Consider the following 24,878-nt stretch of genomic DNA (forward strand, 5'->3'; position numbering starts at 1 on the left):
GCTAGGAGTCATCGAGTGAAAGACCGTGGGAAAGAATCGTTGTTTGGTTCACGCCTCGAAACAGCGAGGGGGAAGAGGGTGTCCAACTGGAAGCTGTTGGTGGGCCAGGCCGTCCAGATCTGGCGTGGGAACGAGATTGTTGACCAGGGGTTGGTGGAAGCAGTAACTGCCGATGGCAGCGTCCTGTGGCTGACCCAAAAGGGGGCAATCGGACGCCGGATGGTCACGAAGGAGCGGGGTACGGGCCTCTGGGTCCAGCTCATGAACTGACCCCAGAGGCTCGCCGTCGGGTATTCCTGGCCGTCCGTCCTCGCCCTAAGCTGGGTCGTACCAGTCCAAAGCCCGAACTGAGACGTCAAAAGAGGTTGTGTCATGACCGTGAAGCTCAACAAGAAGGCCTTCGAGCATGCCAAGGCCTTGATCCGTGACGGCAAGGTGGTCGAGGACACCCGGGACGACTGGAGTGAGCATGCCCCCTCAACCAAGGACGAGAATGCGTTCCTGGACAAGCATGGCCATGCCGAGTACTCCAAGTGGTTCCTCGGCGTCGACGACGAACACCCGGATGACCAAAAGGGCCACTACAAGTTCCCCATCGGAGACTTCACAAAAATCCACCGCTGCGGTGTCATCGCCGCCGAAAGCCGCGCCGGCCAGAACGACTACGACGACATCCGCGATGCCCTGGGAAATTTGCTGGACCGGATCGACAAGGACTAGCCGGCAAGCAACCTGCCCCATGCGGGGTCAAGCAGCGGCGCGCCGGCCAGCCTCAGGGCGTGCCAGAGGGTGACCGCCACGGAATCGAGAACGGGTACTCCGGTGCGGGCCTCCACCTCCGCCGTGATGTTTGCGCCGTAGAGGTTGGTGCACAGGTACACCAAGGCATCGGGGTGGGTTGCAGCCAGTTCCAGTGAGCCCGGGAGCATCTCCTGGTCGGTGACCCTGGCAAAGGATTCGTTGTCGCTGAGGTCCAGATGCCGGTGGTCGATGGTCTTGATCCCTTCCCGCGCATAGGAAGCGATCACGGCCTCATTCACATCGGAGGTATACGGGGTGAACAGCCCGATCCGTTCTGTCCCAAAGGCATCAAACGCCGAAAGGTAGGCCAGCGTGGACGTCGTTGCCGGGATGCCTGTGGCTTCCGTGATCGCCCGGACGATGGCGTGGTCATGCGCGGCCCCCAGCCAGGATCCCGAGGTCCCGTTCCATGCAATGACGTCAACGTTCGCCGTTGCCAGGAGTTCGGCAGCAGCACGCATTACGGTGGAATCGAACTGCTTGTCCGAAGAATCGTCCAAGGCGATCCGGGTTACGGGGATGCGGGTGGAATGGATGGTTACGTCGCGCCGGTCGCCGAGGATCCGGTAACTTTGCGGCTCGAGGCACGTGTTGGAGGACGGGACGATCATGCCGATGCGTGTCGGTCGGTCGAGGGAAGGCATCAGGAACTCCTAGGCGGGAACGGGTGCAGGGATGGAGCGGTGTTCGGTGAAGCCATTCCTGGCTACGAACCTGCCTACGGGCCCGGGATCGTGGAATCCTGCCTCATCCAGGACAACAACTCCGGCAGAAACCACGACGGCGGGCCAACCGTTCAGCGTTTTCCCTTCGAAAGGCGAGAAGTCAGTCCCCATGTGCAGCGCGCCGCCGTCGACAACGCGCTGGGTGGCGGGATCGAAGATCACCAGGTCGGCGTCGAAGCCTTCCGCCACGACTCCCTTTCCTGGTAGGGCATTGATACGGGCCGGGCCAGCGGAAAAGACCGCCACGAAGTCCTCTACCGAACCACCGGTTTCCGTGACGAGGGCCGTGAAGCTGACCGGCATGCGGGTCTCTACGCCCGGCAGTCCGTGGGGCATGAACCGGACGTCATCCGTGCGCTCACGCTTCTGGGAAAGGTCGTAGCAGGAGTGGTCCGAGGACACTGTGTGGATGGCTCCGGAAGCGAGCCGTTCCTTTAACGCTGCCACCATCCTGGCATCGCGCATGGGCGGGCAGCAGGCGTACCATTCCGGGAAATCGGAGCCGTAGACGGTGTCGTCCAGGGTGACATAGTGCGGACACGTCTCGGAGAAGGCTTCCAAGCCACGTTCGCGGGCAGCTGTCACGAGGTCAACCGCTCCGGGCGTTGATTGGTGCACAAAGTACACGGGCGCTCCGGTGTACTGGGCCATCGCGAGGGTTTCCTTGACGGAGATCTCCTCCGCCAGCCCGGGCCGCGTCCGGTGCAGGTGTTCAATCCCGATACGACCATCGGTGGCGTGCTGCTCAGTGCAATCCGTGATGATGGCGTCGTGTTCGGCATGGATGTAGGTCAGTCCGTCCAACCTGACCATTTCCCGCATTACTTTGAGGATCGTGTCGCCGTCGGCCATCGTCGATCCGCGGTTGGTGGTGTACATCTTGACGGATCGTACCCCCTCCTCAGCTAGCTGCTCCAGCTGCCACGGCACGGTTTCGTCCCAGGTGATCACGGAACCGTGAAGCGCTACGTCGCAGCGTGATTCCGTTGCCAGGCGCTTCTTGTTCAGGACTGCGTCGAGGGGTGTTTCCTGGGCGTCGCGCGGGATGCCGAAGTCGACGATGGTGGTGGTTCCGCCCCACAGTGCGGCTGTCGACGTGGTGGCGTAGTCGTCCAGGGTGCGGAAGCGGCCGGTGACCTGGGCTACGTGGCAATGGCCGTCCACTCCGCCCGGAATGACCAGCATTCCGGCGGCGTCCACGGTGCGAACAGCTGTGGGTACGGGTTCTTGGGCGTCGAGCAACCGGGTGATCCTGCCGCCGTCGACGACTACATGGGCGGCTTGCCGTCCAAAGCTGTTCACCACCGTGCCGTTGGCGATCACGAGGTCTGGGAAGTGGGACATCATTGTCATCCTGTTCTGGGAAAGTACTAAACGGTGGTCTGGAGCTGCGCCGACTGCGCGATCGCCAAGGCCGAGTCGAGGTGTTCGGAGAGACCACGGCGGGCCTTCACCGGCGGGGCGGCAAACGAACCGCCGCGGTGGACACCGGACTTCAGCGCAACCACGGCCTCAGCCATGCGAATACCCGCGGAGATCCCGTCCACCACCGGCACGGGGATCTGTCCCTCAAGCTCACGGGCAAGTCCGGCCAGGGGCGCACCCGCAAGGATCACGACGTCGGCGCCGTCCTCCGCGACGGCCTTTCGGCTGAGTGCCAAAAGGGTTTCCTTGAAGTCGGCCTGCACGGAACCGATCGAGTTCAGGGATTGGTTGATGGAACGGATTGAGGCGAGCCGGCCACCGAACCCGAAGCGTTCCACGCAATCGCGGTACCAGGCCTGGATCCGGTCGGAGATGGCGATGATGGAGAAACGCTGGCCCTGCAGGGCTGCCGCGCACAGGGCAGCCTCCGTGATGCCGATAACGGGAACGTCCACGAGTTCCTTCAGGCCCGGCATCCCCGGGTCGCCGAAGGCGGCCACAACGACGCCGTCCACAGCGGAACCGGCACCCTCAGACCCGGCCGGGCCGCCGTCGTCGTGCGCGTACTCGGCGATGACCTCCGCAACCGCGCCGGCGGCGATGAGTGATTCAAAGCGGGTCTCTATGTATTCGACGCCATGGCCGGCGGTGCGGACAACCAGTTCGGTGTCCGGGGCCGCGGAACGGAGCGCCTCGGCTTCGATAAGGGCGGTGACGGCATCGCTGATGTTGGGATTGATGACCAGGAGTTTCATTTATTTTTTCCGTTGCAGCTTGGGCTCGTTGGCGCTGGATTCCTCCGGGAACTGCTCACGGTACTTGCCGATGTGCGACGCCGATTGCGCGGCGGCGCGGTCCGGATCGCCACTGGCGATGGCTGCGTAGAGTTCGCGGTGCTCCTGGATGAGCTCGGGCAGGTCGCTGACGTGGCGGAAAAGCCAGTGCATGCGTCCCTGCAGCGGTTCCAGCGCGGAGCGGAGAAAGTCGTTGTTGGCGATGTAGGTGATGGCATCGTGGAATTCACTGTTGGCCCGGTGCGCTTCCAGGATGGAACCCTTCGCGAGGCAGCGCCCCGCTTCGTCGAGAAGCTGTTCCAGGCGCTGGAGGTCCTCAGTAGTGGCGCGCTTCGCTGCGAGCCGGCAGGCGAGCACTTCAAGCGACTGCCGGACATCGAAGAGATCTTCCACGTCTTTGGGGCTCAGCCCGCTGACTTCGGAGCCACGTCCCGCGCGGTCCCTGATGAGGCCTTCCTGCCTGAGCATGCGGAGCGCTTCGCGGATGGGGAGGCGCGAAACGTTGAATTCGGCGGCGAGATCGCGTTCAACCAGCCGGGTGCCGGGCGCGTAGTGCCCCTCAAAAATCCTGGAACGGAGCGTGTCACGCACTGACTCCCGGAGGGGGCGGTCAGTGTTCTTCGTGGCTTCTGCGGCTGGCATTTCAGGCTCCATTTCGTGATGTGTGAGGCAGTGCGCCCGGTGACCCGGCGGGCTGCCGGCCCTCCGGCGGTTCAGGACCGTCCGGCCGGCCCGGTCTGTGCGAGCTAAACCGGGAGTCGCTTGTTGTAGTCCAGCGCCAGGACAGAGATGCCCATGATGACAGCGGATCCAACGAAGTACAGCAGGGCCCAGGTGTATGAGCCCGTGGCCCCAACAATCAGGCCTACCACAATGGGTGTGACGAACCCGGCAATGTTGCCGCTGAAGTTCATCGCACCACCGAGGACGCCGGCGTTGGTCCGCCCGCCAAGGATGGACGGGATGGACCAGAACAGGCCAACCCAGCGAAGGAAGAACAGGACAACCGAGAGAAGCACGACGGCGGTGATCGGGTCAGCGACCACTGTCACCCCTACCAGCCCACCCACCACGACGACGCTGGAGAAGCCCAGCAAGGTGCGCATGACGCGGTTCGCGGAGGCGCCGGAGGCGCGCCACTTGTCGGCGATGATGCCGCCCAGGATTTCACCAACGAAGCCTGCACCGAAAATGACGAACGTGGACCAACCGATGGTCTTCAGGTCGAAGCCCTTGGCCTGTGCCAGATACAGCGGACCCCAGGTGAGCAGGCCGTAGAAGACTCCGTTGAAGCCAAGCCAGCCGAAGCACATGGCCCAGAAGGAGCGGAATTTCAGGTAGGGGAGCAGGGCACGCTTTCCGTGCGCCCCTTCCTTGGCGGCTTCTGCGTCGTCCTCGGCGTGGGAGGCCTCGAGGTAGGCGGCCTCGGCCTCGTTGACGCCCTTGTGCTGGCGCGGATTATCACGGATGTACCACCAGACAGCCAAGCCCATGAGTACGGTGGCGGCACCTGCGAGGATGAACGACATCCTCCAACTGCCGGTTGAGGCGATCAGCCAAGTGATGAGGATGCCGCCCAGGCCGGCACCCAAGGGGGCCCCGGCGTCGAGGATGGTGGCACCACGGCCCCGTTCCTTCTTGTGCATCCAGATGGCGTTGAGCTTGCCGCCGGCGGGCATGACACCGGCTTCCGTCACGCCGATACCCAGGCGTGCAATGAACATGCTGAGGAATCCGCCGGCGAAGCCGGAAGCAGCAGTGGCTGCACCCCAGCCGATGCAGGAGGCAGTGACTACTTTGCGGGGGCCGAATTTGTCGATCAGCCAGCCGACCGGGATCTGCATCAGGGCGTAGGTCCAGAAGAAGGCCGAAAGGAGCAGGCCTACCAGCTCCGGTGGCAGATTGAATTCCTTCTGGATGATGGGCAGGGCTACGGAGATTGAACCACGGTCGATGTAGTTGACCGAGACGAGGACCAACAGCAGGATGAAGAGCTTCCAGCGGACGTTCGTGCGTCGCTGCACGCCGTTCTTGCCGGATGTGGGCTCGTTGTCCTGGGCTTCCTCGGTTGCCAGTTGGGTGTTTTGGGGAGACACAACTTCTCCTTCATTAGGAGTCAACGGATGGGAATGTCTTGGGGGGATGAGCCGGGCGGGATACCGCTGCAGCCTGATCCGTTCCGGCGGCAACTGTTGCGGTCCCTGCCGATCGATGCGGCAGAACCACAGCCGGTGCGAATCTTTTGGGATCCCGTTTTGGGATCCCAAAATTAAAGATAAGTGTGAGCCGGGACACTGTCAAGGCTTTTGGTATACCTGGACTTCGAGCGGAATGTGACCGGGATGGGCGCGTGGCTTGGAGTAGGTGCGAATGCATCCCCTGCCCGAGGCGCCGGGAGGTATTTGGGATACCAGTGCTGACCTCCGCTGCAGTTTGGGGAGGTCCTCGGCTTAGGGAGGTCCTCGGCGAAGTCCATCAGCTTCTCGACGACGCCGAGGTTCGGCTACGTGCCTCTTGAGAGGGCATGCCGAATCGAGCAGCGCGGACGTCGGGACGATCCACTACTCGAAGGCAGTGGCGCACGCCTGCCGCAGCCGCTCGCTCTCAGCGCCCATCTCCAGGGTGACGACGGAGACGGGGCAACCCAGTTGGAAGTTGCTTTCGCTGACAGTGGTCTTTGATAGCCATAGAAAGACCGGTCCACGAGTTTCTTAAACTGAAGGGACACAACGCAAGGACCCGGCGTCCTCGCTGGGAGAACACCGGGTCCAGTGGAAAACTCGGAAGGACTGCGCTGGCGCCGACCTAGCGCGTGCGGTCTGAATCGAGGTCCGGGTCGAGTGCGGAAGCGGTACCTGCGTTGCGGGCCGCGGCTGCGTCCTTGAGGAGGTCGCGGATTTCGGCGAGGAGTGCCGTATCTGCGGGGAGCGGCTCTTCCTCGGGTTCCTCGGTGGAGAGGCGGTCCTTGACCAGGGAGTTGATCTTGTTCATGGGCGCCACGAAGATGAAGTAGACCACGGCGGCCGTGATGACGAACGTGACCAGGGCGGTCAGGACGGCCCCGAAATCGACGAACGTGGCGGGGTTGTTTTCCCAGATCTTGAAGCCCAGGCCCTCGGCGTTCATGCCACCGGCAGCGGCGATGACCGGGTTGATGATGTGGTTGGTGAAGGCTCCGACGAGTGCGGTGAAAGCACTGCCGATAACCACGGCAATAGCCAGTTCGATCACGTTGCCGCGAAGGATGAAGTCTTTGAAACCCTTAAACATGGAGTGTCCTCAGCTCGGGTGCGGATGTCTGCCTCAGCAGTGAACAAACTACCATCCCCATGTTTCAACCCGGTGAAACGGGTAGGGGAGTGCGTCACGCGTGCTCCCCCACCCCGTGATGACCTCAGCCAAACAAAGACCGGGTGTGGTCGTTCAGGAACATTCCGCGGGGATCGAATTCGCGGCGGACCTGGAGGAAAGTGTCCAGCTCCGGGTAGAGGCGTTCCAGCCGGCTGCGGGTCATGAAGTGGATCTTCCCCCAGTGCGCCCGGGGCTCGAATTCCTGGAGCACGGCGTCAGCATCCCGGAAGAACTGCCAGTAGTCGGTGCCTGGCTTGGTGGTCAGGGTGACCACAGTGCTGTCGCGGCCCTGGAACTGGGACATGTAAGCGTCGTCGGCCTTCACCCAGCGCACCTCGACGGGATACTTCTGGTCCGGGTGCTTGGTGCGGATCAGCTCCTGGATGGCCTCGACGGCGGCCAGGCCGTCCTCGCTCCGGACAAAGTACTCAAGCTCGTGGAATTGGGTGGTGAATCCGCCCGGGTAGATCCGGTAGGAGCGGTCCAGCCGGGCGCCTTCAACTGTGGAGATCTGGCGCTCGTCCTCGACTGAAGCCACGTTGTACCGCTTGGTGTAGCTCCGGTTTCCCATCCGGTGATCCGGTGAGCCCGGGAGGTCCAGGAGCTCGCACGAGTCATCCTCGGGGCACCACAGGAACGAGTAATGCCGGTTGTCATCGATGTCGGCCTGCCATGTGGAGATTGTTTCCGCCCACGTGGGATAGGTGATCTGTTCCTGCAGGTAGTACTTGTCCTCCACTTCCAGTTCCACCTCCAGGAAGATCCCCAGCGTGCCAAGGGCCGTCTGTGCCGCGCGAAGTTCGCGGAGCTGGTCCTCGCCGATCTCCACGATCTCGCCGTAGCCGTTGATCAGTTTCACCCAGCGCAGTTTGGAGGAGAAACTGCCCAGGTCCTTTCCGGATCCGTGGGTGCTGGTGGCCAGGGCCCCGGCGATCTGCTGCTTGTCGATGTCACCTTGGTTACTCAGCGCGAGACCTTGCTCCCACAGGGCCTCACCAAAAGCATTGATGGTGGTGCCGGCCAACGCCCTGGCCCGACGCGCCAGGCGGTCAGTGCCGGTGATCGCGGTGAGGCCCGACATGTCCATCAGGACCCCGCCGGTCTGCACCAGCGGTGAGGAGGAGTGACCCGAGCCGACTGCCCGCACGGGCAAACCTTCGCGGATGGCGAAACGGACGGCGTCGAGCGCTTCTTGTTCGTTCCTGGGCCGAACGGTGAAGGCGGGCGTCGCGCTCTGGTTACCCCCCCAGTTGGTCCAGGTGGCGTCGGTGTCGAAAGGGGCTGTGGGGGTGGCTGCCGCCGCTGCACCCGATGCCCGGGAAACGTGAGTGGTCATGGTGAAAGCTCCGTTGCTTGTCTGAACGCTTACGCGCCGTGGTTGATCATGACGTGCTTGGTGCGCGAGTAGTCATCCAGGGCGTAGAGCGAGAGGTCGCGGCCGTAGCCGGAACCTTTGAATCCGCCCCACGGTACCTCGCACGCCAGGACCAGGTGGGCATTGACCCACACCGTGCCGAAGTCCAGTTGCTTGGGTATCCGGAGGGAAAGGCTGGAATCGCGCGTCCACACCGAAGCGGACAAACCGTACGGGCTTTCGTTGGCGCGGGTGACTGCCTCTTCCGTTGATGCGAACGTCTCCACAGTGACCACGGGGCCGAAGATTTCGTGCGTCGCGATGGGCGCTCCGGCCGGAACGTTGGTGATGACCGTTGGCTCGATGAAGTAGCCGGTGCCTTCCACGGCCGAGCCGCCGATGGCGATCTCCAACCCCGCAGCGCGGGCCTCGGCCAGTGATTCCTTGACCCGTTGATAGTGCGGAAGGGAGATCATGGGGCCAATTTCGACGTCGTCCCCTGCGTCGGGCGCGCCCAGAACCAAAGTGCCTACTTCCCGCACCAGGTGCTGGGTGAACTCCTCTGCCACGGCTCGTGGACCAGGACGCGGCAAGCCGCGCCGCAGTCCTGGCCGGCGTTCCAGAAGCCGGCGTTGCGCACGCCGGCAGCGGCGGCACGGAGGTCGGCGTCGGGGAAGACCACTACGGGAGCCTTCCCGCCGAGCTCCAAGTGCACGCGCTTGACGGACTTTGCAGCGGTTTCCGCCACGGCCTGCCCGCTGACGACACTTCCAGTCAGGGCCACCAGGGCAATGTCCGGGTGTTCGGAGAGCCTCTGCCCGACGGTCCGCCCACGGCCGGTGACCACGTTGAGGATGCCGTCCGGGATGCGCCCGGCCAACACTTCCACCAACTTCAATGTGGTCAGCGGGGTTTGCTCGGATGGCTTGATGACGATGCTGTTGCCGGCGGCGAGGATGGGCGCGATCTTCCACGCGGCCATCAGCAGCGGGTAGTTCCACGGGGTAATCACGCCGACGACGCCAACAGGTTCGCGGAGGATCACGCTGGTGTGGTCCGTTGCGTAGTCGCCGCCGGCCATGGAGGTCAGGGTCCGGGAAGCGCCGGCCATGAACCGGAACGTGTCGATGGTGCTGGAGACGTCGTCTTCGGAGACTGCCTGCGGTTTACCCGTGTTGGCTGACTCGAGGGTCTCAAAAGCCGCGCGGTTCTCTTCGATGATGGTGGCGATGAGGTTCAGGACGTCAGCGCGTTCCTTCGGGGTGGTGGCACCCCAGCTTTTTTGGGCGACGACGGCGGAACTCACCGCAGTGTCGACGTCATCGGCGGTCCCGGCCTGCACCGAGGCGATGACCTCCTCAGTGGTGGGATCCACGACGTCGATGGTCTGGCCCGAGGAGCCGGGGACGAAGGAACCGTTGATGAAGTGTCCGGTGGGCGGGAGGACCGCAGCCACGTTGGAGGCGCCTTCAGCCGCGGAACGTTTGACGGTGAACTTTTCGGTCTGGGTAATGGTCATGGTGATTCGCTTTCAGGGAAGGTCTGGTCAGGGAAGATCGGGTCAGGGGAAGTCGGGGGCGAGTGCTGTTGCTGGAAAGGTCGCGGCTTCTGTCTTCTTGCCGAACACGCGGGCCGCCACGTAGTACAGGGGAGCGACCACCACGAGCCCCACGATCCAGGAGATGTCCACGCCTCCCAGTGCGGCGGCCATCGGGCCTGTGTAGATGGCGGTTGCGGAGAAGGGAACCTGGATCAGGGCGCCGGCTACGTAGGAGCCGATGGCGACCCAATTGAACCGCCCGTACACGCCGCCGTCGCGCTTGAAGAAGTCTTCAACCCGGTAGTCGCCGTGCCGCAACAGGTAGTAGTCCACCAGGTTGATGGCCGTCCACGGGACCAGGACGTACATCAGGAAGGACAGGAAGTTGGTGTAGAAGAGGATGAAGTTGTCGCGGGCGAACAGTGCAATCGAGACCGCCAGGACAAAGAGGACGACGGCGGCAATGCTGCGGGTCTTCGCACGGGGCAACCACGTGGGCTTGAACGTCTGCCCGATCGTCAGGGTACAAAGGACGCCGCAGTACAGGTTCATGGCGTTCGACGCAGCCACCCCCAGGCAGAAGATGCCCACGATGATCAGGGTCCACGGTTGAAGTAAAGAGCCCAGGCTGCCCACGATCTCGACGTTCTCAGCACTCAAGGTCATGGCCAGTGTGCCCACCAAGGCGCCCAGGATCATGGGGAACAGGGTGCCCAGGACACAGCCTGAGTAGGAAGCCCAGAAGGCGGGCCCGGACCCGGTGCCCTGCGGCATGTAGCGGGAGTAGTCCGAAACTTAGGGTGCGTAGGCCAGTTGCCACAGGGCTGAGACGGAGATGGTTCCCATGAAGCCAACCCAGTTGAAATTGCCCGTTTCCAGGAAGCTCGCGGGCAGTCCGTCGACCAGCAGGATCCAGCCGAAAGCCAACAGCAGCGCCAGTCCGGCTGCCACGCTCAGGACACGTGCATAGGCGTGGATGAGCCGGTACCCGAAGATCGTGGCGATCACACTGACCACCCCGATGATGATGATGCCTGCATCAACGCTGATGCCCGGGCTGACGGCGGCCATGGCCTCGCCGCCGAACACCAGGTTGGCTGCGAAGAAACCGACGTACATGACCACCACGATGACCACGATCAGCAATGCCCCGAAGGAACCGAACTGGCCGCGGGTCTGGATCATCTGCGCCACGCCAAGTTGCGGACCCTGGGCCGAGTGCAGCGCCATGAAAATGCCGCCCACCAGGTTGCCAATGATGATGCCCACGATGGCCGGCACGAAGCCCAGTCCGAACACCGTGGTGGCGAGTCCGCCGGTCACGATGGTCATGATCATGATGTTGGAACCGAACCAGATGGTAAACAGGTCCCTGGCCTTGCCGTGCCGCTCGTTCAAGGGGATGGGCTGGATGGTCTTGTCCTCCAGCCGGGGCACTTCCGTGACAGGTGCGGCGCTCATGATGCGCTCCGGGATGCCGAAGCCAGTTCACGGTCAACTGCGGCGCTTGCCTTGCTGCGGTTCACCATCAAACCGAGCAAATCGAACACCAGGGTAGCCGCAGCCACAGTGGTGATGTCCGCATGGTCGTACGCCGGAGCGACTTCGACGACGTCCGCGCCCACGATGTTGATGCCATCCAGCCCGCGAAGCAAGGCCAGTAGTTCGCGGGAGTGGAGCCCGCCCATCTCCGGAGTGCCCGTGCCGGGGGCGAACGCCGGGTCCAGGACATCGATGTCGATCGAGACGTAGACCGGGGTTTCACCGAGCCTGTCCTTCACCTGCTGGATCGCGGCCGGGACGCCAATAACGTCCAGGTCCGAGCAGCGGATGATCTGGAAACCGAACTCGTGGTCGCGGAGGAAGTCATTGCGGTCATAGACGGGGCCGCGGATGCCCACGTGCATCGACTTGTCCTCCACCAGGAGGCCCTCCTCAAAAGCGCGCCGGAAGATGGTCCCGTGCGTGATGGGCTGGTCAAAGTACGTGTCCCAGGTGTCCAGGTGTGCGTCGAAGTGCAGCAGCGCAACCGGTCCGTGGACCTTATTCAAAGCCCGAAGCATGGGCAACGCGATGGTGTGGTCGCCGCCGATGGAGATGAGCCTCTTCTCCCCGCTGATCAGGGGCAGCGCCTGCTCCTCGATCTCACGGACAGCCCGGGTGATGTCGTAGGGGGTGCAGGCGATGTCGCCGGCATCCACCACCTGCGCCTCGTACACAGGCTCGACGTCGAGCTCCGGGTGGTAGCCCGGGCGCAGGAGCCGCGATGCTTCGCGGACTGCGGCAGGACCGAAACGGGCGCCGGGGCGGAAGGAAGTTCCGCCGTCGAACGGCACACCGACGATCGCGATGTCGTAATCCGGGACGCGGTCGATTTGGGGGAGCCGGGCGAAAGTGCCCAGGCCTGCGTAACGGGGAACTTTGGTTGCATCCACGGGGCCAATGGGCTGGTGCGTTGTCATGGCTGGATCCTTCAGGTAGCTGGGGCGCTCGCCGTTGAGCGGGAAGTGCATAACTCAATTCTTGGTGACGCGGATCACTCCGGATAGCGGTACATTGACTACAAATGGTCGAGGCGTTTAGACAAACGTCTAAGCGCTGCGCGGCGACGGCCATGCGCAAGTGAAAGGAGGCCCCGGAATCGCCATTACGGTCGCCGAACTCGTGGCTGAGCCGCAGTTGGGACTCACGCTCTTGGCCGGTGCCGCCGGACAAGACAACCGCATCACCTGGGCACACACCTCAGACCTCCCCAGGCTGTGGGAATGGGTCACGGGCGGCGAACTCATGATGACCAACGGGCTGTCCATCCCGCCCGATCCGGCGGGCCAGGTGGCGCTCGCCGAGGCATTGGTGGACGCAGGTGCCAGCGCCTTGGCGATCGGCGAGAAGATGCACGCACCGCCGCTGACGGCCGGGTTCCTGGCGGCCTGTGAACAGTTGCCCCTGCCCCTGATCAACATTCCGTATCCGCTGCCGTTCATCGCCATTGCGCGCTCTGTGGCCGAATCCTCGCTCCTCGAAGAATCGCGCCGGCTCAGGCAAACCGCGCGGGTTTATGACCTGTTGCGGACAGCCGGCGCCTCCGAGGACCATTGGCAAAGCCTGGTGCAGCGGCTTGCGACGGAGCTTGATGCCCATTTGTTTGTGGTGGACCGCAGCTGCCTCCACCCCTGGCATCCGGACGGGCAGGCGCTGCCGGATTTCCTGGCCGACGCCTGGGCTCCCGCGTCGGGCCAGGCATCCTCAGGGCAGGCGGCGCCCGCTGGGAAGAACTTCCAGTGGCATCGGATCCGTGGCCGGCACGTGCTGACCATGGACATCCCCACCCACGCGAATGCGCTCCTGGTGGTGCTGCCCAACAGCGAACCGCACCCGGACGCCGTCGTACTCCTCCACGCCGCAACCGTGCTGGGACTGCAGCTCTCGCGGATTGTCCTGTCGCTTGAAAGCCGCCACCGGCTGGCCGGCGAGTTCCTGCTGCAGGCCGCGGACGGACGGCTCGGGGTGGCGGAAATGGAAAGCCGGATGGTCTCGTTCGGCATACCGGCTACGGACTTCCTGATGGTCACCATGGCATCGGGTAACGCAACGCAAGCGCACGAAGACGACCGGCTGGCCGGCGTCCATATCGAACTGTGGCGGCATGGGGTTGCGTCGGCGTCCTTGAAGCGGAACAACCGGCTCCACGTGGTGGTTCCAGCGGATGTATCCGACGACGTCCTGGTGCATTGCGGTGGCCTTGGCAGCGTGATCGGGATCAGCGCGCCGGCGGCTGTTGCCGGGATCCAGCGGGCGTTGCAGGAGTCCCTGTGGGCCCTGGGGTCAGCCCGTGCCAACAGGCTGGAATTGGCCCGATACGCGCAGGGACCGTCGTGGCTTGGGTTGACCGGATTCGAGGAGGGGACGGCGTTGGTGCGGCGCCTGCTGGGTCCGATTTTCGACTACGAGCAGAGCCAGGACGGTGATCTGATCCTGACCCTGAGGACATATTTGGACTCTCAACGTTCCTGGCAAAAGACTGCTGCGGCGCTGTTCGCGCACCGGCAAACCATCATCTACCGGATCCGAAAAATCGGTGAGTTGACGGGGCTGGACATGGGTGAAACGTCCACAGTTGCGCAGTTGTGGTTCGCGCTGCAGATCCACGAAGCGATGCATCAGTAGCCACAGCTTGCTTGCGCTTTTTCAAAATAACCGGCTATGGTGTGAAGCGTGTCACTCACGTGATGCAACGCTTTTGATCTGCGGCGGGAGAGTCCTGCCGGTACATCCAGTCAGGCGCCGTAGGAGCAAATCCTCCCCAGGAATCTCTCAGGCCCATGTACCGCCGCGGTTAGGCAACTCTGGAAAGCAGTCCGGGCAACCGGGCTCACCGACGGTGCAAGCAGGCAACCATTCCTGCGGAATCTCTCAGGTCCAATACAGAGCGGGGAGGAACCCACATCATCGTGGCGCTCAGTGGGCGCCTGAATCATGGAGTTCCTCTTGACTGTTCAATCAACCCCTACCGCGTTCGCGGACCGGCATATCGGCGCACGGCGCCAGGCCGATGTTGACACCATGCTCAAGGCCATCGGCTACGACTCTGTCGACGGCTTGGTGGACGTTGCTGTCCCCGATTCCATCCGCCAGGACACTGCCCTGAAGTTGCAGGACGCCCTCACCGAGGTGCAGGTCCTCACCGAGCTGCGCAAGCTGGCTTCCAAGAACAAAACCGCCGTGCAGATGATCGGCCAGGGCTACTACGACACCGTGACCCCGCCCGTTATCCGCCGCAACATCCTGGAATCGCCCGCTTGGTACACGGCCTACACCCCGTACCAGCCGGAAATTTCCCAGGGCCGCCTCGAAGCGTTGCTCAACTTCCAGACCATGGTCCAGGACCTTACTGGACTTCCCGTGGCCAACGCCTCGCTGCTGGACGAAGCTACCGCCGTCGCAGAGGCAGTGCTGCTGATGCGGCGCGCCAACAAGTCCAAGACCGCCAAGGACGGCAAGACTGTCCTGGATGCGGATCTCCTCCCGCAGACCATCGCGATCGTCAGGGGCCGCGCTGAGGCGCTGGGCTTCGAGGTCGAGATCGCGGACCTTTCTGCCGGCCTGCCCGACGGCGACATCAACGGTATTGTCCTGCAGCAGCCGGGCGTCTCGGGTCGCGTGTTCGACCACTCTTCCGTGATCGCGGAGGCCAAGGAGCGCGGCGCACTCGTCACCGTCGCTGCCGACCTCCTGGCGCTCACCCTCATCACGTCGCCCGGTGAGCAAGGTGCCGATGTCGCCGTCGGAACCGCGCAGCGTTTCGGCGTCCCGTTGTTCTTCGGCGGCCCGCACGCCGCCTACATGGCCGTCCGCGAAGGCATGGAGCGCACGCTCCCTGGCCGCATCGTCGGCGTCTCCAAGGACAACGCGGGCGTTCCCGCCTACCGCTTGGCGCTGCAGACCCGTGAGCAGCACATCCGCCGCGAAAAGGCCACGTCCAACATCTGTACGGCCCAGGCATTGCTGGCCATCGTGGCTTCGATGTACGCGGTTTACCACGGCCCGGAAGGCCTGAAGTCGATCGCCGAAACCGTTCACGGCCATGCACGCACGCTTGCGACGGCGCTGAAGGCGGCTGGCCGCGAACTCGAGACCGAGTCCTTCTTCGACACCCTCACGGTCCGGGTCCCAGGCAAGGCGGACAAAGTCATCGCCGCCGCCGAAGCCCGCGGTATCAACCTCCGGTTCATCGACGCCGACACCGTGGGTGTCTCCATTGATGAAACCACGACGCCGGAGGTCCTCTCCGCAGTAGCCGTTGCCTTTGGTGCCGGTCCGGTAAGGGACGCGGCCGACTTCGAGCTGCCCGCGGACGTGGTCCGGACCAGCGATTTCCTGCAGCATCCGGTGTTCAATACGCACCGTTCCGAGACGCAGTTGTTGCGCTATATCCGCAAGCTGTCCGACCGGGACCTTGCGCTGGACCGCACCATGATCCCGCTGGGTTCGTGCACCATGAAGCTGAACGCCACCGCGGAGATGGAAGCCATCTCCTGGCCGGAGTTCGCCTCCATCCACCCTTTCGCTCCCGACCACCAGACAGCGGGCTGGCGTGAACTGATCGAGGACCTGGAAGCGGACCTGACCGAGATCACCGGCTACGACCAGGTCTCCATCCAGCCGAACGCCGGTTCCCAGGGTGAGCTCGCCGGGCTCCTCGCGATCCGCGGCTACCACCTCTCCCGGGGCGACGAGCAGCGCACTGTCTGCCTGATCCCCGCTTCCGCCCACGGCACCAACGCCGCATCGGCAGTGCTGGCAGGCATGAAGGTGGTTGTGGTGGCGACCGCTGCTGATGGCACCATCGACCACGCGGACCTGACCGCCAAGATCGAAGCCAACAAGGACGTCCTGTCCTGCATTATGATCACCTACCCGTCCACGCACGGTGTCTACGACGCTGATGTCCGGGAAGTCTGCGACGCGATCCACGCAGCCGGTGGCCAGGTCTATGTTGACGGCGCCAACCTCAACGCACTGGTTGGCTTGGCCCAGCCTGGCAAGTTCGGCGGCGACGTCTCCCACCTTAACCTGCACAAGACCTTCTGCATCCCGCATGGTGGCGGCGGACCCGGCGTTGGGCCGGTTGCGGCCAAGGCACACCTGGCACCGTTCATGCCGGGCGATGCCAACAAGGCAGCCCATGAACCGGGTCATGGCGTCGCGATTTCCGCTTCGCGTTATGGATCCGCCGGCGTCCTGCCGATCTCCTGGGCTTACGTGAAGCTCATGGGCGGCCAGGGCCTCACAGAAGCCACCAAGTCGGCGTTGCTGGCTGCGAACTACGTAGCTTCCCGGCTGGATGAGCACTTCCCGGTTCTGTACACCGGCGAAGGCGGACTCGTGGCGCACGAGTGCATCCTGGACCTGCGTGAACTGACGGCCCGCACCGGGGTCACGGCTGAAGATGTGGCCAAGCGCCTCATCGACTTCGGCTTCCACGCCCCCACCCTGGCATTCCCGGTGGCGGGCACGCTGATGGTGGAGCCCACCGAGTCCGAGGACCTTGCCGAGATCGACCGCTTCATCGAAGCCATGATCACCATCCGTGCGGAGATCGAGCAGGTGGCCAGCGGTGATTTCACTGTTGACGGGTCGCCGCTGCGCAACGCGCCGCACACCGCTGCCGCCGTCGTGAGTTCTGACTGGGACCGGGCGTACCCGCGTGAGCAGGCCGCCTTCCCGGTTCACCACCTGAAGCAGGACAAGTACTTCCCGCCCGTTGGTCGTATCGACGGCGCAGCTGGCGACCGCAACCTCGTGTGCTCCTGCCCTCCGATCGAAGCTTTCGAGAACTAAGGACTCCTGACATGCCTGAGAACTACACCGCTCTGTACGAGCAGCACAAAAAGGCGGGCGCCTCCTTCACGGACTTCGGCGGCTGGCAGATGCCACTGAAATACGAGTCCGAGCTCGCGGAGCACCACGCAGTCCGTAAGTCCGCCGGCCTGTTCGACCTCTCCCACATGGGCGAAGTCTGGGTCACCGGCCCGGAAGCCGCTGCGTTCCTGGACTACGCGCTAGTGGGCAAGCTGTCAGCCATCGCGGTGGGCAAAGCCAAGTACTCGCTCATCTGCGACGCCGACGGCGGCATCATCGATGACCTCATCACCTACCGTCGCCCCTCGCCCGAAGAAGGCGTGGACCAGTACCTGGTGGTCCCCAACGCGGGCAACGCCAAGACCGTCGCCCTGGCGCTCCTTAAGCGCGCGGCCGGTTTTGACGTTGCCGTTGAGGACGCGTCCGCCGAAACCTCGCTGATTGCCGTGCAGGGACCGAACGCCGAAGCCATCCTCCTGAAGCTGGTCCCCACGGAACAGCACGCGCTGGTCACCGAGTTGAAGTACTACGCGGCCGTGGAAGTGAGCATCAACGGGCAGGCCCTGCTGCTGGCGCGGACCGGCTACACCGGCGAAGACGGCTTCGAGATCTATGTCCCGAACGTGGACGCTGCCGGGCTGTGGGAAGCCCTCCTTGAAGCCGGAGAAGGCCAGGGGCTCATCCCGGCTGGGCTGGCCGCCCGTGACTCCCTGCGCCTTGAAGCCGGCATGCCCCTCTACGGGAACGAGCTTTCGCGCCATGTGAATGCCTACGCAGCCGGCCTGGGGCCCGTGGTTTCGCTGGCCAAGGAAAGCGATTTCGTTGGCCGGGAAGCACTCGCCGCCATCAAGGCTGCAGGTGTCGGATCCACGCTCGGCCAGAAGCTCGTGGGGCTCAAGGGCGCCGGCCGTCGTGCCGCCCGGGGCCACTATTCGGTCCTCAAGGACGGTTCACTGATCGGTGAGGTGACCTCAGGACAGCCAAGCCCGACGCTCGGTTACCCGGTCGCTTTGGCGTATGTCGACGTCGAGCATTCAGAGCCGGGAACGATCGTCGACGTCGATCTCCGCGGCAAAGCCGAACCGTTCGAAGTTGTGCCGCTGCCGTTCTACAAGCGCTCCAAGTAGCCCGGCACCGCAGGGGCTGCTGCGCTGTTTGATTTGTCGACCTGCCGCGGGTGATCTTGAAAAGTTTTCAGTTAGTGAGAGAAGGAGTTGGAATGAGCAAGGTAGTTGCTGAATTGAAATACTCGGCTGAGCACGAGTGGGTTGCCGCTGATGGCGGCGGACCGGTTGGGATTGGGATCTCCGCGGTCGCAGCCGACGCGCTGGGCGACATTGTGTATGTGGACCTGCCCGAGGTTGGATCCACTGTGACCGCAGGAGAAACCTGTGGCGAGGTGGAGTCCACCAAGTCCGTGTCCGATCTGTACTCGCCCGTCACCGGGGAGGTCACCGAGGTCAACGACGCCGTTGTCAGCGATCCGGCCCTCATCAACAACGATCCCTATGGTGCTGGCTGGCTGTTCAAGGTGGCCGCCACCGAGGAAGGGCCGCTCATGTCGGCCGAAGAATACGCTGCAACGAACGGTGGAGAACTGTGAACCCTGTAACTGTTACTGAATACCAGCAGGTTGTGTCGGCGTCGTTGGATGCCCAGCTCTCCGAACTGGATCCGGAGATCGCGGCCAAGATCGACGACGAACTGGGTCGCCAGCGTGACGGCCTGGAAATGATCGCCTCCGAGAACCACACGGCCGTTGCCGTGATGCAGGCGCAGGGCTCGGTGCTGACCAACAAGTACGCCGAGGGCTACCCCGGCAAGCGGTACTACGGCGGTTGCGAGCACGTTGACGTGATCGAGCAACTCGCCATCGACCGCATCAAGTCGCTGTTCGGCGCCGAATACGCGAACGTGCAGCCGCACTCCGGTGCGCAGGCCAACGCTTCGGTGATGCATGCGCTGATCAAGCCCGGCGACACCATCATGGGCCTCAACCTCGCCCACGGTGGCCACCTGACTCACGGCATGCGCATCAACTTCTCCGGCAAGCTGTACAACGTGGTCCCGTACGGCGTCCGCGAGGACACCCACACGGTGGATATGGCCGAAGTGGAACGCCTGGCGCAGGAGCACAAGCCGGCTCTGATCGTGGCTGGCTGGTCCGCTTATGCGCGGCAGCTGGACTTCGCTGAATTCCGCCGGATCGCCGACTCCGTTGGCGCGTACCTGATGGTGGACATGGCGCACTTCGCTGGCCTGGTGGCCGCTGGTCTGCACCCGTCCCCGGTTCCGCACGCCCACGTCACCACCTCCACCACGCACAAGACCCTCGCCGGTCCGCGCGGCGGAATCATCCTCTCCAACGACGCCGACATCGCCAAGAAGATCAATTCGGCCGTGTTCCCGGGCCAGCAGGGCGGACCGCTGGAACACGTCATCGCGGGCAAGGCTGTCGCGTTCAAGATCGCCGCCTCGGTGGAATTCCGTGAGCGTCAGGAGCGCGTCCTCGCCGGTTCCCGGATCCTCGCCGAGCGCCTCGTCCAGCCGGACGTTGCCGCCAAGGGCATCAGCGTCGTCTCCGGTGGAACCGACGTCCACCTGGTGCTGGTGGACCTCCGTAACTGCGAACTCGACGGGCAGCAGGCCGAAGACCGCCTCGCCGCGATCGACATCACCGTCAACCGCAACGCAGTCCCCTTCGACCCGCGCCCGCCAATGGTCACCTCCGGATTGCGGATCGGCACCCCCGCGCTCGCAACCCGCGGGTTCGGGGAGGCCGCGTTCCGGGAGGTCGCGGACATCATCGCGGAAGCCCTCATGGCCGACGCCGATGCGGACCTTTCCGGGTTGCGTCACCGCGTCGATGCCCTTGCGAAGGCGCACCCGTTGTACCCGGGAGTTGCGAACCTCTCGTAGTGGCGCATGTCGGTCGGGTTCGGCCGTTGGGGCGCCGACGTCCTCCGCGTGCTCGGTCGCGAAGACGCCCGCTGACGGACGTGACGCTCCCTTGGACGCACGCTTCCGGACGCCGGCGCCCCAAAGGGGCCGGGCCAGCCTTGGCTCGGGATTTGGTCCGGCCCCACCTTCTTGTTTGTCTTCTTCTCCTCCCTGAAAGGGATCACGGCCATGGCTGTTGGTGTTTTCGATTTGTTCTCCGTGGGCATTGGCCCGTCGAGTTCGCATACGGTGGGCCCGATGCGTGCCGGGGCGGTGTTCGCCCGGGAACTTCGTGAATCCGGTGTGCTGTCTTCTGTTGCAGGGTTGCGCGTTGATCTCTACGGTTCGTTGGCAGCTACCGGTAAAGGCCACGGTACTTTCACTGCGACCCTGCTTGGCTTGGAGGGCTACGAGCCGGAGTTGATCCTGCCCGATGAGGTGGAGGAGCGGTTGGCGTCAATCGAGGAAACAGGCAAGCTCAACCTCGCGGGCGAAGTGCTCTTGGAGTACGGCGTTGGGGATATGGTTATGCACCCTTTGACGGTTTTGCCGCGGCATACGAATGGGATGCGGTTTGCTGTGTCTGATGCCGGGGGCAATGTGCTGAAGGAGGCGACGTTCTTTTCGGTCGGTGGTGGGTTCATTGTCCGTGAGGGTGAGGAGAACGCGGCGCAGGCTGAGTTGGAGGAGTCCAAGAAGGAGTTGCCGTTGCCGTTTAGGACGGCGGCGGAGTTGTTGGGCAGGTGCGCGTCCAAGGGGTTGGGGATCAGCGACATCATGTTCATTAACGAGCGGGCGTCCCGGTCCGAGGAGGAGATCCGGGAGGGTTTGCTGCATATTTGGTCGGTGATGGAGGCCTGTGTTGAGACCTCGTTGAAGCGTGAGGGTGTGTTGCCGGGTGGTTTGAAGGTCCGGCGTCGTGCACCGGATTGGCTGGAGCGGCTCCTGAAGGAGGATAAGGACCGGAACGATCCGAAGTATTGGCAGGAGTGGGTGAACCTGATCGCGTTGGCGGTCAATGAGGAGAACGCTTCGGGTGGCCGGGTGGTGACGGCTCCGACCAATGGTGCGGCGGGGATTATTCCGGCGGTGTTGTATTACGCGTTGAATTACGCCCCGGGCATGGACAAGGCCACTCAGCAGGACCGGGATGATGTGGTGGTGAAGTTCCTGCTCGCGGCCGGTGCGGTGGGTGTGTTGTATAAGGAGCAGGCGTCCATTTCGGGTGCTGAGGTGGGTTGCCAGGGCGAGGTGGGGTCGGCGTCGTCGATGGCTGCCGCGGGCCTGGCTGAGGTGATGGGTGGTACCCCGGGGCAGGTCGAGAACGCGGCGGAGATCGCGATGGAACATAATCTGGGGTTGACGTGTGATCCGATTGGCGGGTTGGTGCAGATCCCGTGCATTGAGCGGAACGCGATTGCTGCGGCGAAGGCGATCAACGCGGCAAAGATGGCGTTGTGGGGTGACGGGACGCATCGGGTCTCGTTGGACGAGGTGATCGTGACCATGCGTGAAACGGGCAAGGACATGTCCCACAAGTACAAAGAAACAGCGATGGGCGGCCTCGCCGTCAACGTCGTCGAATGCTGAAGAATCAACACGAAGGAACGTCATGACACTCGCACCTGAAGGCCGTAAGTTGCTGCGCGTTGAGCAGCGTAACGCGGCGGTACCGGTTGAACGTAAGCCTGAGTGGATCAAGGCCAAGGTCCAGATGGGTCCTGAGTTTGTCCAGCTCAAGAACCTGGTGAAGAAGGAAGGGTTGCACACGGTCTGTGAAGAGGCCGGCTGCCCGAACATTTTCGAGTGCTGGGAAGATAAGGAAGCGACGTTCCTGATCGGCGGGTCCGAGTGCACCCGGCGCTGTGATTTCTGCCAGATCGATACCGGCAAACCCTCCCCGGTGGACATGTTCGAACCCACGAAGGTGGCCCGCTCGGTGCAGGCCATGCAGTTGCGCTACGCCACGGTGACCGGTGTGGCCCGTGATGACCTGGCCGATGAGGGTGTCTGGTTGTACGCCGAAACGGTGCGGAAGATCCACGAACTGAACCCGGGCACCGGGGTGGAGTTGCTGATCCCGGACTTCTCCGGCAAGCCCGAGCACATCGCGGCGATCTGCGATTCCAAGCCCGAGGTGTTCGCGCATAACGTCGAGACCGTGCCGAGGATTTTCAAGCGGATCCGGCCGGCGTTCCGGTACGAGAGGTCCTTGGATGTCATCACCCAGGGCCGGGATCTGGGCATGGTGACCAAGTCCAACCTGATCCTGGGCATGGGCGAGACCCGTGAAGAGATTTCCGAAGCCCTCCGGGATCTGCACGCCGCCGGGTGTGATTTGATCACGATCACCCAGTACCTGCGCCCCTCGGAGCGGCACTTGCCGGTGGACCGGTGGGTCAAGCCGCAGGAGTTCGTGGACCTCCAGCACGAGGCCGAGGAGATCGGTTTCCTCGGCGTCATGTCCGGGCCCCTGGTCCGTTCCTCCTACCGGGCCGGGCGTCTCTGGGCCACCGCGATGCGCAAGAAGGGCTGGGAAATCCCGGCCGCCCTGGCCCACATCGAGTCCTCCGGCACCACCCGCCAGGAAGCCTCCACCATCCTCGCCGCCCACAGCTAACCACCTGCCGCCCAGCGCTAAAGACGTACGACGGCGGTCTGGTCATCTCTCCGGAGGTGACCGGACCGCCGTCGTGGTCGTTTAAGGCCGCTGAGGTTCCTTGACTTGGGGGAGTAGTGCGGCAGCGGTGGGGAAAAACGTTCGAACACCAGCGCAGTTTTTGCTCAAGACAGCCACAATCTTTGCGCACTCACGCTCGAGGGCCATCCCGAGGAGGATGCCGGGCCCCTGTCCACCCCTTGGACAGCTCCTGCCGGAAGCGGGTACCGGGCCCTTGCCCTGCCAGCAATCGGGCGAGGGGCGCCAAGTAGTCGGCCACCCAAAACTGAGTACCTGCATGATGCGTGTGGGTATCTCGAGTGCCATGTTCGGATGAAAAAGAGGCGTACACCGGACCCTAGCGGCCGGACGTGCCCGGCCTGAAGCATAGGTGGCATCGCTTCATCCGCCACCCTCGGCCGGATGGTGGGGGTTGCCCAGCGGCTCCCGGTACCGATCAACCAAGGAGTTACATCATGCGCAAACTTTCCAAGAAGAGCCGGGTCACCGCTGCAGTCGCAGGCGTCGCATTGGTGGCGGTGGGTGGCGGAGCCGCTTACGCCTACTGGACCACCACAGGTTCGGGCAGCGGCGCGGCTACCAACTCGGCCGGCGGCGGTACCGTCGCCCTTCACGCGACCTTCGCAGGCGGACTCGCTCCAGGTAACTCCGTCCCGGTTTCCTACACCGCTGACAACTCGACGACGTCCAGCACCGTGGTGGGGACCCTCAGCGCGAATGTGACCACCAACGTGGCGGGCTGCCTTCCTGCCTGGTTCGAGGTCACGGCCGTGACGACGAACAGCCCCGTGGCCGCCGGCGCCACCGGAACACCCGTAGGCAGTGGCGTCCTGAAGTTCAACGACGCCGCGGTCAACCAGGACGCCTGCAAGTCCGCGATCGTTACGGTCAACGTCGGCAGCCTCTAGGCCGTCACGCGCCGGGGGCCACGTTTCACACGGCGGCCCCCGGCTCACCCTTTCACCGCAACGTCTTCCACGCACCCAAGCTGCCTCCAACGCACCCAAGCTATCGTCCGAAAAGAGCCTCCATGGACCACCGGCCACAGCGCACCGCACCATTCCAGCGAGTTGGAATTCCACTCCGTGCCCTGCTGCTCGCACTGGTGGTCGCCGTGATACCCGTTGCGGCCCTGGCTGCCAGCAACGGGCACGGCAATGGACAAGGCAACGGACAAAGCGCCAGCCAAGGTGGCGCCGCAGCCACCGTCAAGGGGATCACCGTGGCACTGTCCCCATCGAGCCGCACCGTCGACCAGGGACAGTCCGCAACCTTCACGGTGTCTGCCACCTCAACGGGAGGCTTCACCGGTCCGGTGACGTTGGCAGTGACCGGGCTGCCGGCTGGAGCGACAGCCAGCGCGGCGCCGTCGTCGGTTAACCTCACCTCCGGGAGCACCGCCCAGACCACCCTCACCGTTTCGACCTCCCCCACTACTCCAGTGGCCAAGACGGATTTCACGGTCAAGGGAACCGGCGGAACAACGGTGTCCAACGCGGCGCCCGGCCAGTTGCAGGTCCTGGAAGTCAAACGGACCTTCGGCGTTACGGGGTCGGTGAACGGGCTGCTCGCCCCCGGCGTCTCCCGCTCCGTGGACCTCCAGATCTCCAACCCGCAGAACAAGGCCATCGCGGTGACGAACCTGTCGGTGGAGATCACCCAGGTGGTCCGGACCTCCGCAGCTGTGGCGGCCAACCTTCCCTGCACGACTGCGGACTATCAACTCACCCAGTACTCGGGCGCGTACCCGTTGACCGTGGAACCCGGCACCCGCTCCCTGTCAGGCCTTGGCGTGGCTCAAGCGAAATGGCCCCAGATCAAGATGCTCGATACCAACAAACTGCAGGACGGTTGCAAAGGCGCGACCCTCCAGCTCACCTACACAGGCACGGGACAGGCGAACTGA

General features: G+C 63.8%; 20 protein-coding genes, 3 pseudogenes and 1 riboswitch. Of the genes and pseudogenes, 11 read left to right on the forward strand and 12 right to left on the reverse strand.

The window, feature by feature from the left end; genetic code table 11:
- The first annotated feature begins 78 nt into the window (after nt 1-78).
- Entirely contained in the window at nt 79-270 is a 192-nt protein-coding gene (locus AC5RU9_RS17070) for a hypothetical protein (protein WP_307843756.1), read from the forward strand.
- Nucleotides 271-372: 102 nt separating this feature from the next.
- Nucleotides 373-720: a hypothetical protein gene (locus AC5RU9_RS17075; protein ID WP_494017362.1), complete on the forward strand. Its 348-nt coding sequence runs from the start codon at nt 373-375 to the stop codon at nt 718-720.
- On the opposite strand, the gene AC5RU9_RS17080 is transcribed toward AC5RU9_RS17075, so the two are convergent.
- The 12 genes and pseudogenes from AC5RU9_RS17080 to speB all read right to left on the reverse strand — a co-directional run bounded on the left by AC5RU9_RS17080 (nt 717) and on the right by speB (nt 12,452).
- Nucleotides 717-1,445, reverse strand: a complete 729-nt coding sequence (locus AC5RU9_RS17080; RefSeq protein WP_494017363.1) for a maleate cis-trans isomerase family protein — start codon at nt 1,443-1,445, stop codon at nt 717-719. The two genes, AC5RU9_RS17075 and AC5RU9_RS17080, sit on opposite strands and share 4 nt — an antisense overlap.
- Nucleotides 1,446-1,454: 9 nt before the next feature.
- Nucleotides 1,455-2,870, reverse strand: coding sequence for an amidohydrolase family protein (locus AC5RU9_RS17085; RefSeq protein ID WP_494017364.1), 1,416 nt, complete (start codon nt 2,868-2,870; stop codon nt 1,455-1,457).
- A gap of 26 nt (nt 2,871-2,896) precedes the next feature.
- The gene (locus AC5RU9_RS17090) at nt 2,897-3,706 is read right to left on the reverse strand and encodes an aspartate/glutamate racemase family protein (RefSeq protein ID WP_494017365.1); all 810 of its coding nucleotides are present in this window, start codon (nt 3,704-3,706) and stop codon (nt 2,897-2,899) included.
- Nucleotides 3,707-4,387, reverse strand: coding sequence for a GntR family transcriptional regulator (locus AC5RU9_RS17095; protein WP_211711106.1), 681 nt, complete (start codon nt 4,385-4,387; stop codon nt 3,707-3,709).
- Nucleotides 4,388-4,491: 104 nt separating this feature from the next.
- The gene (locus AC5RU9_RS17100) at nt 4,492-5,841 is read right to left on the reverse strand and encodes an MFS transporter (RefSeq protein ID WP_494017366.1); all 1,350 of its coding nucleotides are present in this window, start codon (nt 5,839-5,841) and stop codon (nt 4,492-4,494) included.
- 465 nt (nt 5,842-6,306) lie between these two features.
- A pseudogene (locus AC5RU9_RS17105) lies at nt 6,307-6,411 on the reverse strand (LmrA/YxaF family transcription factor); the annotation flags it as partial.
- A 139-nt stretch (nt 6,412-6,550) separates the two neighbouring features.
- Entirely contained in the window at nt 6,551-7,015 is a 465-nt protein-coding gene (gene mscL / locus AC5RU9_RS17110; protein ID WP_494017367.1) for a large conductance mechanosensitive channel protein MscL, read from the reverse strand.
- 124 nt (nt 7,016-7,139) lie between these two features.
- Complete coding sequence (locus AC5RU9_RS17115; protein ID WP_494017368.1) at nt 7,140-8,432, reverse strand: D-arabinono-1,4-lactone oxidase; 1,293 nt, start codon at nt 8,430-8,432, stop codon at nt 7,140-7,142.
- A gap of 29 nt (nt 8,433-8,461) precedes the next feature.
- A pseudogene (locus AC5RU9_RS17120) lies at nt 8,462-9,969 on the reverse strand (aldehyde dehydrogenase family protein).
- Between the two features lie 42 nt (nt 9,970-10,011).
- Nucleotides 10,012-10,770 (reverse strand): annotated as a pseudogene (locus tag AC5RU9_RS17125) (purine-cytosine permease family protein); the annotation flags it as partial.
- A 15-nt stretch (nt 10,771-10,785) separates the two neighbouring features.
- The gene (locus AC5RU9_RS17130) at nt 10,786-11,451 is read right to left on the reverse strand and encodes a purine-cytosine permease family protein (protein ID WP_494017369.1); all 666 of its coding nucleotides are present in this window, start codon (nt 11,449-11,451) and stop codon (nt 10,786-10,788) included.
- Nucleotides 11,448-12,452 carry an agmatinase gene (speB, locus tag AC5RU9_RS17135; RefSeq protein ID WP_494017540.1) on the reverse strand — a complete coding sequence of 335 codons (1,005 nt, stop codon included), beginning with the start codon at nt 12,450-12,452 and terminating at the stop codon, nt 11,448-11,450. Before speB ends, AC5RU9_RS17130 begins: the two co-directional genes overlap by 4 nt.
- A 178-nt stretch (nt 12,453-12,630) precedes the next feature.
- On the opposite strand from speB, the gene AC5RU9_RS17140 reads away from it, so the two are divergent.
- The 9 genes from AC5RU9_RS17140 (at nt 12,631) to AC5RU9_RS17180 (ending at nt 24,878) form a co-directional block, all read left to right on the forward strand.
- Entirely contained in the window at nt 12,631-14,157 is a 1,527-nt protein-coding gene (locus tag AC5RU9_RS17140) for a PucR family transcriptional regulator (RefSeq protein ID WP_494017541.1), read from the forward strand.
- Nucleotides 14,158-14,231: 74 nt separating this feature from the next.
- A riboswitch (glycine riboswitch) is annotated at nt 14,232-14,330 on the forward strand.
- Nucleotides 14,331-14,466: 136 nt separating this feature from the next.
- Nucleotides 14,467-17,331: an aminomethyl-transferring glycine dehydrogenase gene (gcvP, locus tag AC5RU9_RS17145; protein ID WP_494017370.1), complete on the forward strand. Its 2,865-nt coding sequence runs from the start codon at nt 14,467-14,469 to the stop codon at nt 17,329-17,331.
- An 11-nt stretch (nt 17,332-17,342) separates the two neighbouring features.
- Complete coding sequence (gene gcvT, locus AC5RU9_RS17150) at nt 17,343-18,479, forward strand: glycine cleavage system aminomethyltransferase GcvT (protein ID WP_494017371.1); 1,137 nt, start codon at nt 17,343-17,345, stop codon at nt 18,477-18,479.
- Between the two features lie 92 nt (nt 18,480-18,571).
- Entirely contained in the window at nt 18,572-18,955 is a 384-nt protein-coding gene (gene gcvH, locus AC5RU9_RS17155; RefSeq protein WP_494017372.1) for a glycine cleavage system protein GcvH, read from the forward strand.
- Nucleotides 18,952-20,271 (forward strand): serine hydroxymethyltransferase, encoded by a 1,320-nt coding sequence (glyA, locus tag AC5RU9_RS17160; protein ID WP_494017373.1) that lies wholly within the window; start codon nt 18,952-18,954, stop codon nt 20,269-20,271. The genes gcvH and glyA overlap by 4 nt, the downstream gene beginning before the upstream one ends.
- 210 nt (nt 20,272-20,481) lie before the next feature.
- Nucleotides 20,482-21,882 (forward strand): L-serine ammonia-lyase, encoded by a 1,401-nt coding sequence (locus AC5RU9_RS17165; RefSeq protein ID WP_494017374.1) that lies wholly within the window; start codon nt 20,482-20,484, stop codon nt 21,880-21,882.
- Nucleotides 21,883-21,904: 22 nt separating this feature from the next.
- Entirely contained in the window at nt 21,905-22,912 is a 1,008-nt protein-coding gene (lipA, locus tag AC5RU9_RS17170; protein WP_309996322.1) for a lipoyl synthase, read from the forward strand.
- 515 nt (nt 22,913-23,427) lie between these two features.
- Nucleotides 23,428-23,880 (forward strand): hypothetical protein, encoded by a 453-nt coding sequence (locus tag AC5RU9_RS17175; RefSeq protein ID WP_494017375.1) that lies wholly within the window; start codon nt 23,428-23,430, stop codon nt 23,878-23,880.
- A gap of 122 nt (nt 23,881-24,002) precedes the next feature.
- Complete coding sequence (locus tag AC5RU9_RS17180) at nt 24,003-24,878, forward strand: COG1470 family protein (RefSeq protein ID WP_494017376.1); 876 nt, start codon at nt 24,003-24,005, stop codon at nt 24,876-24,878.

The sequence above is a fragment of the Arthrobacter sp. B0316-5-4 genome (assembly GCF_059090325.1).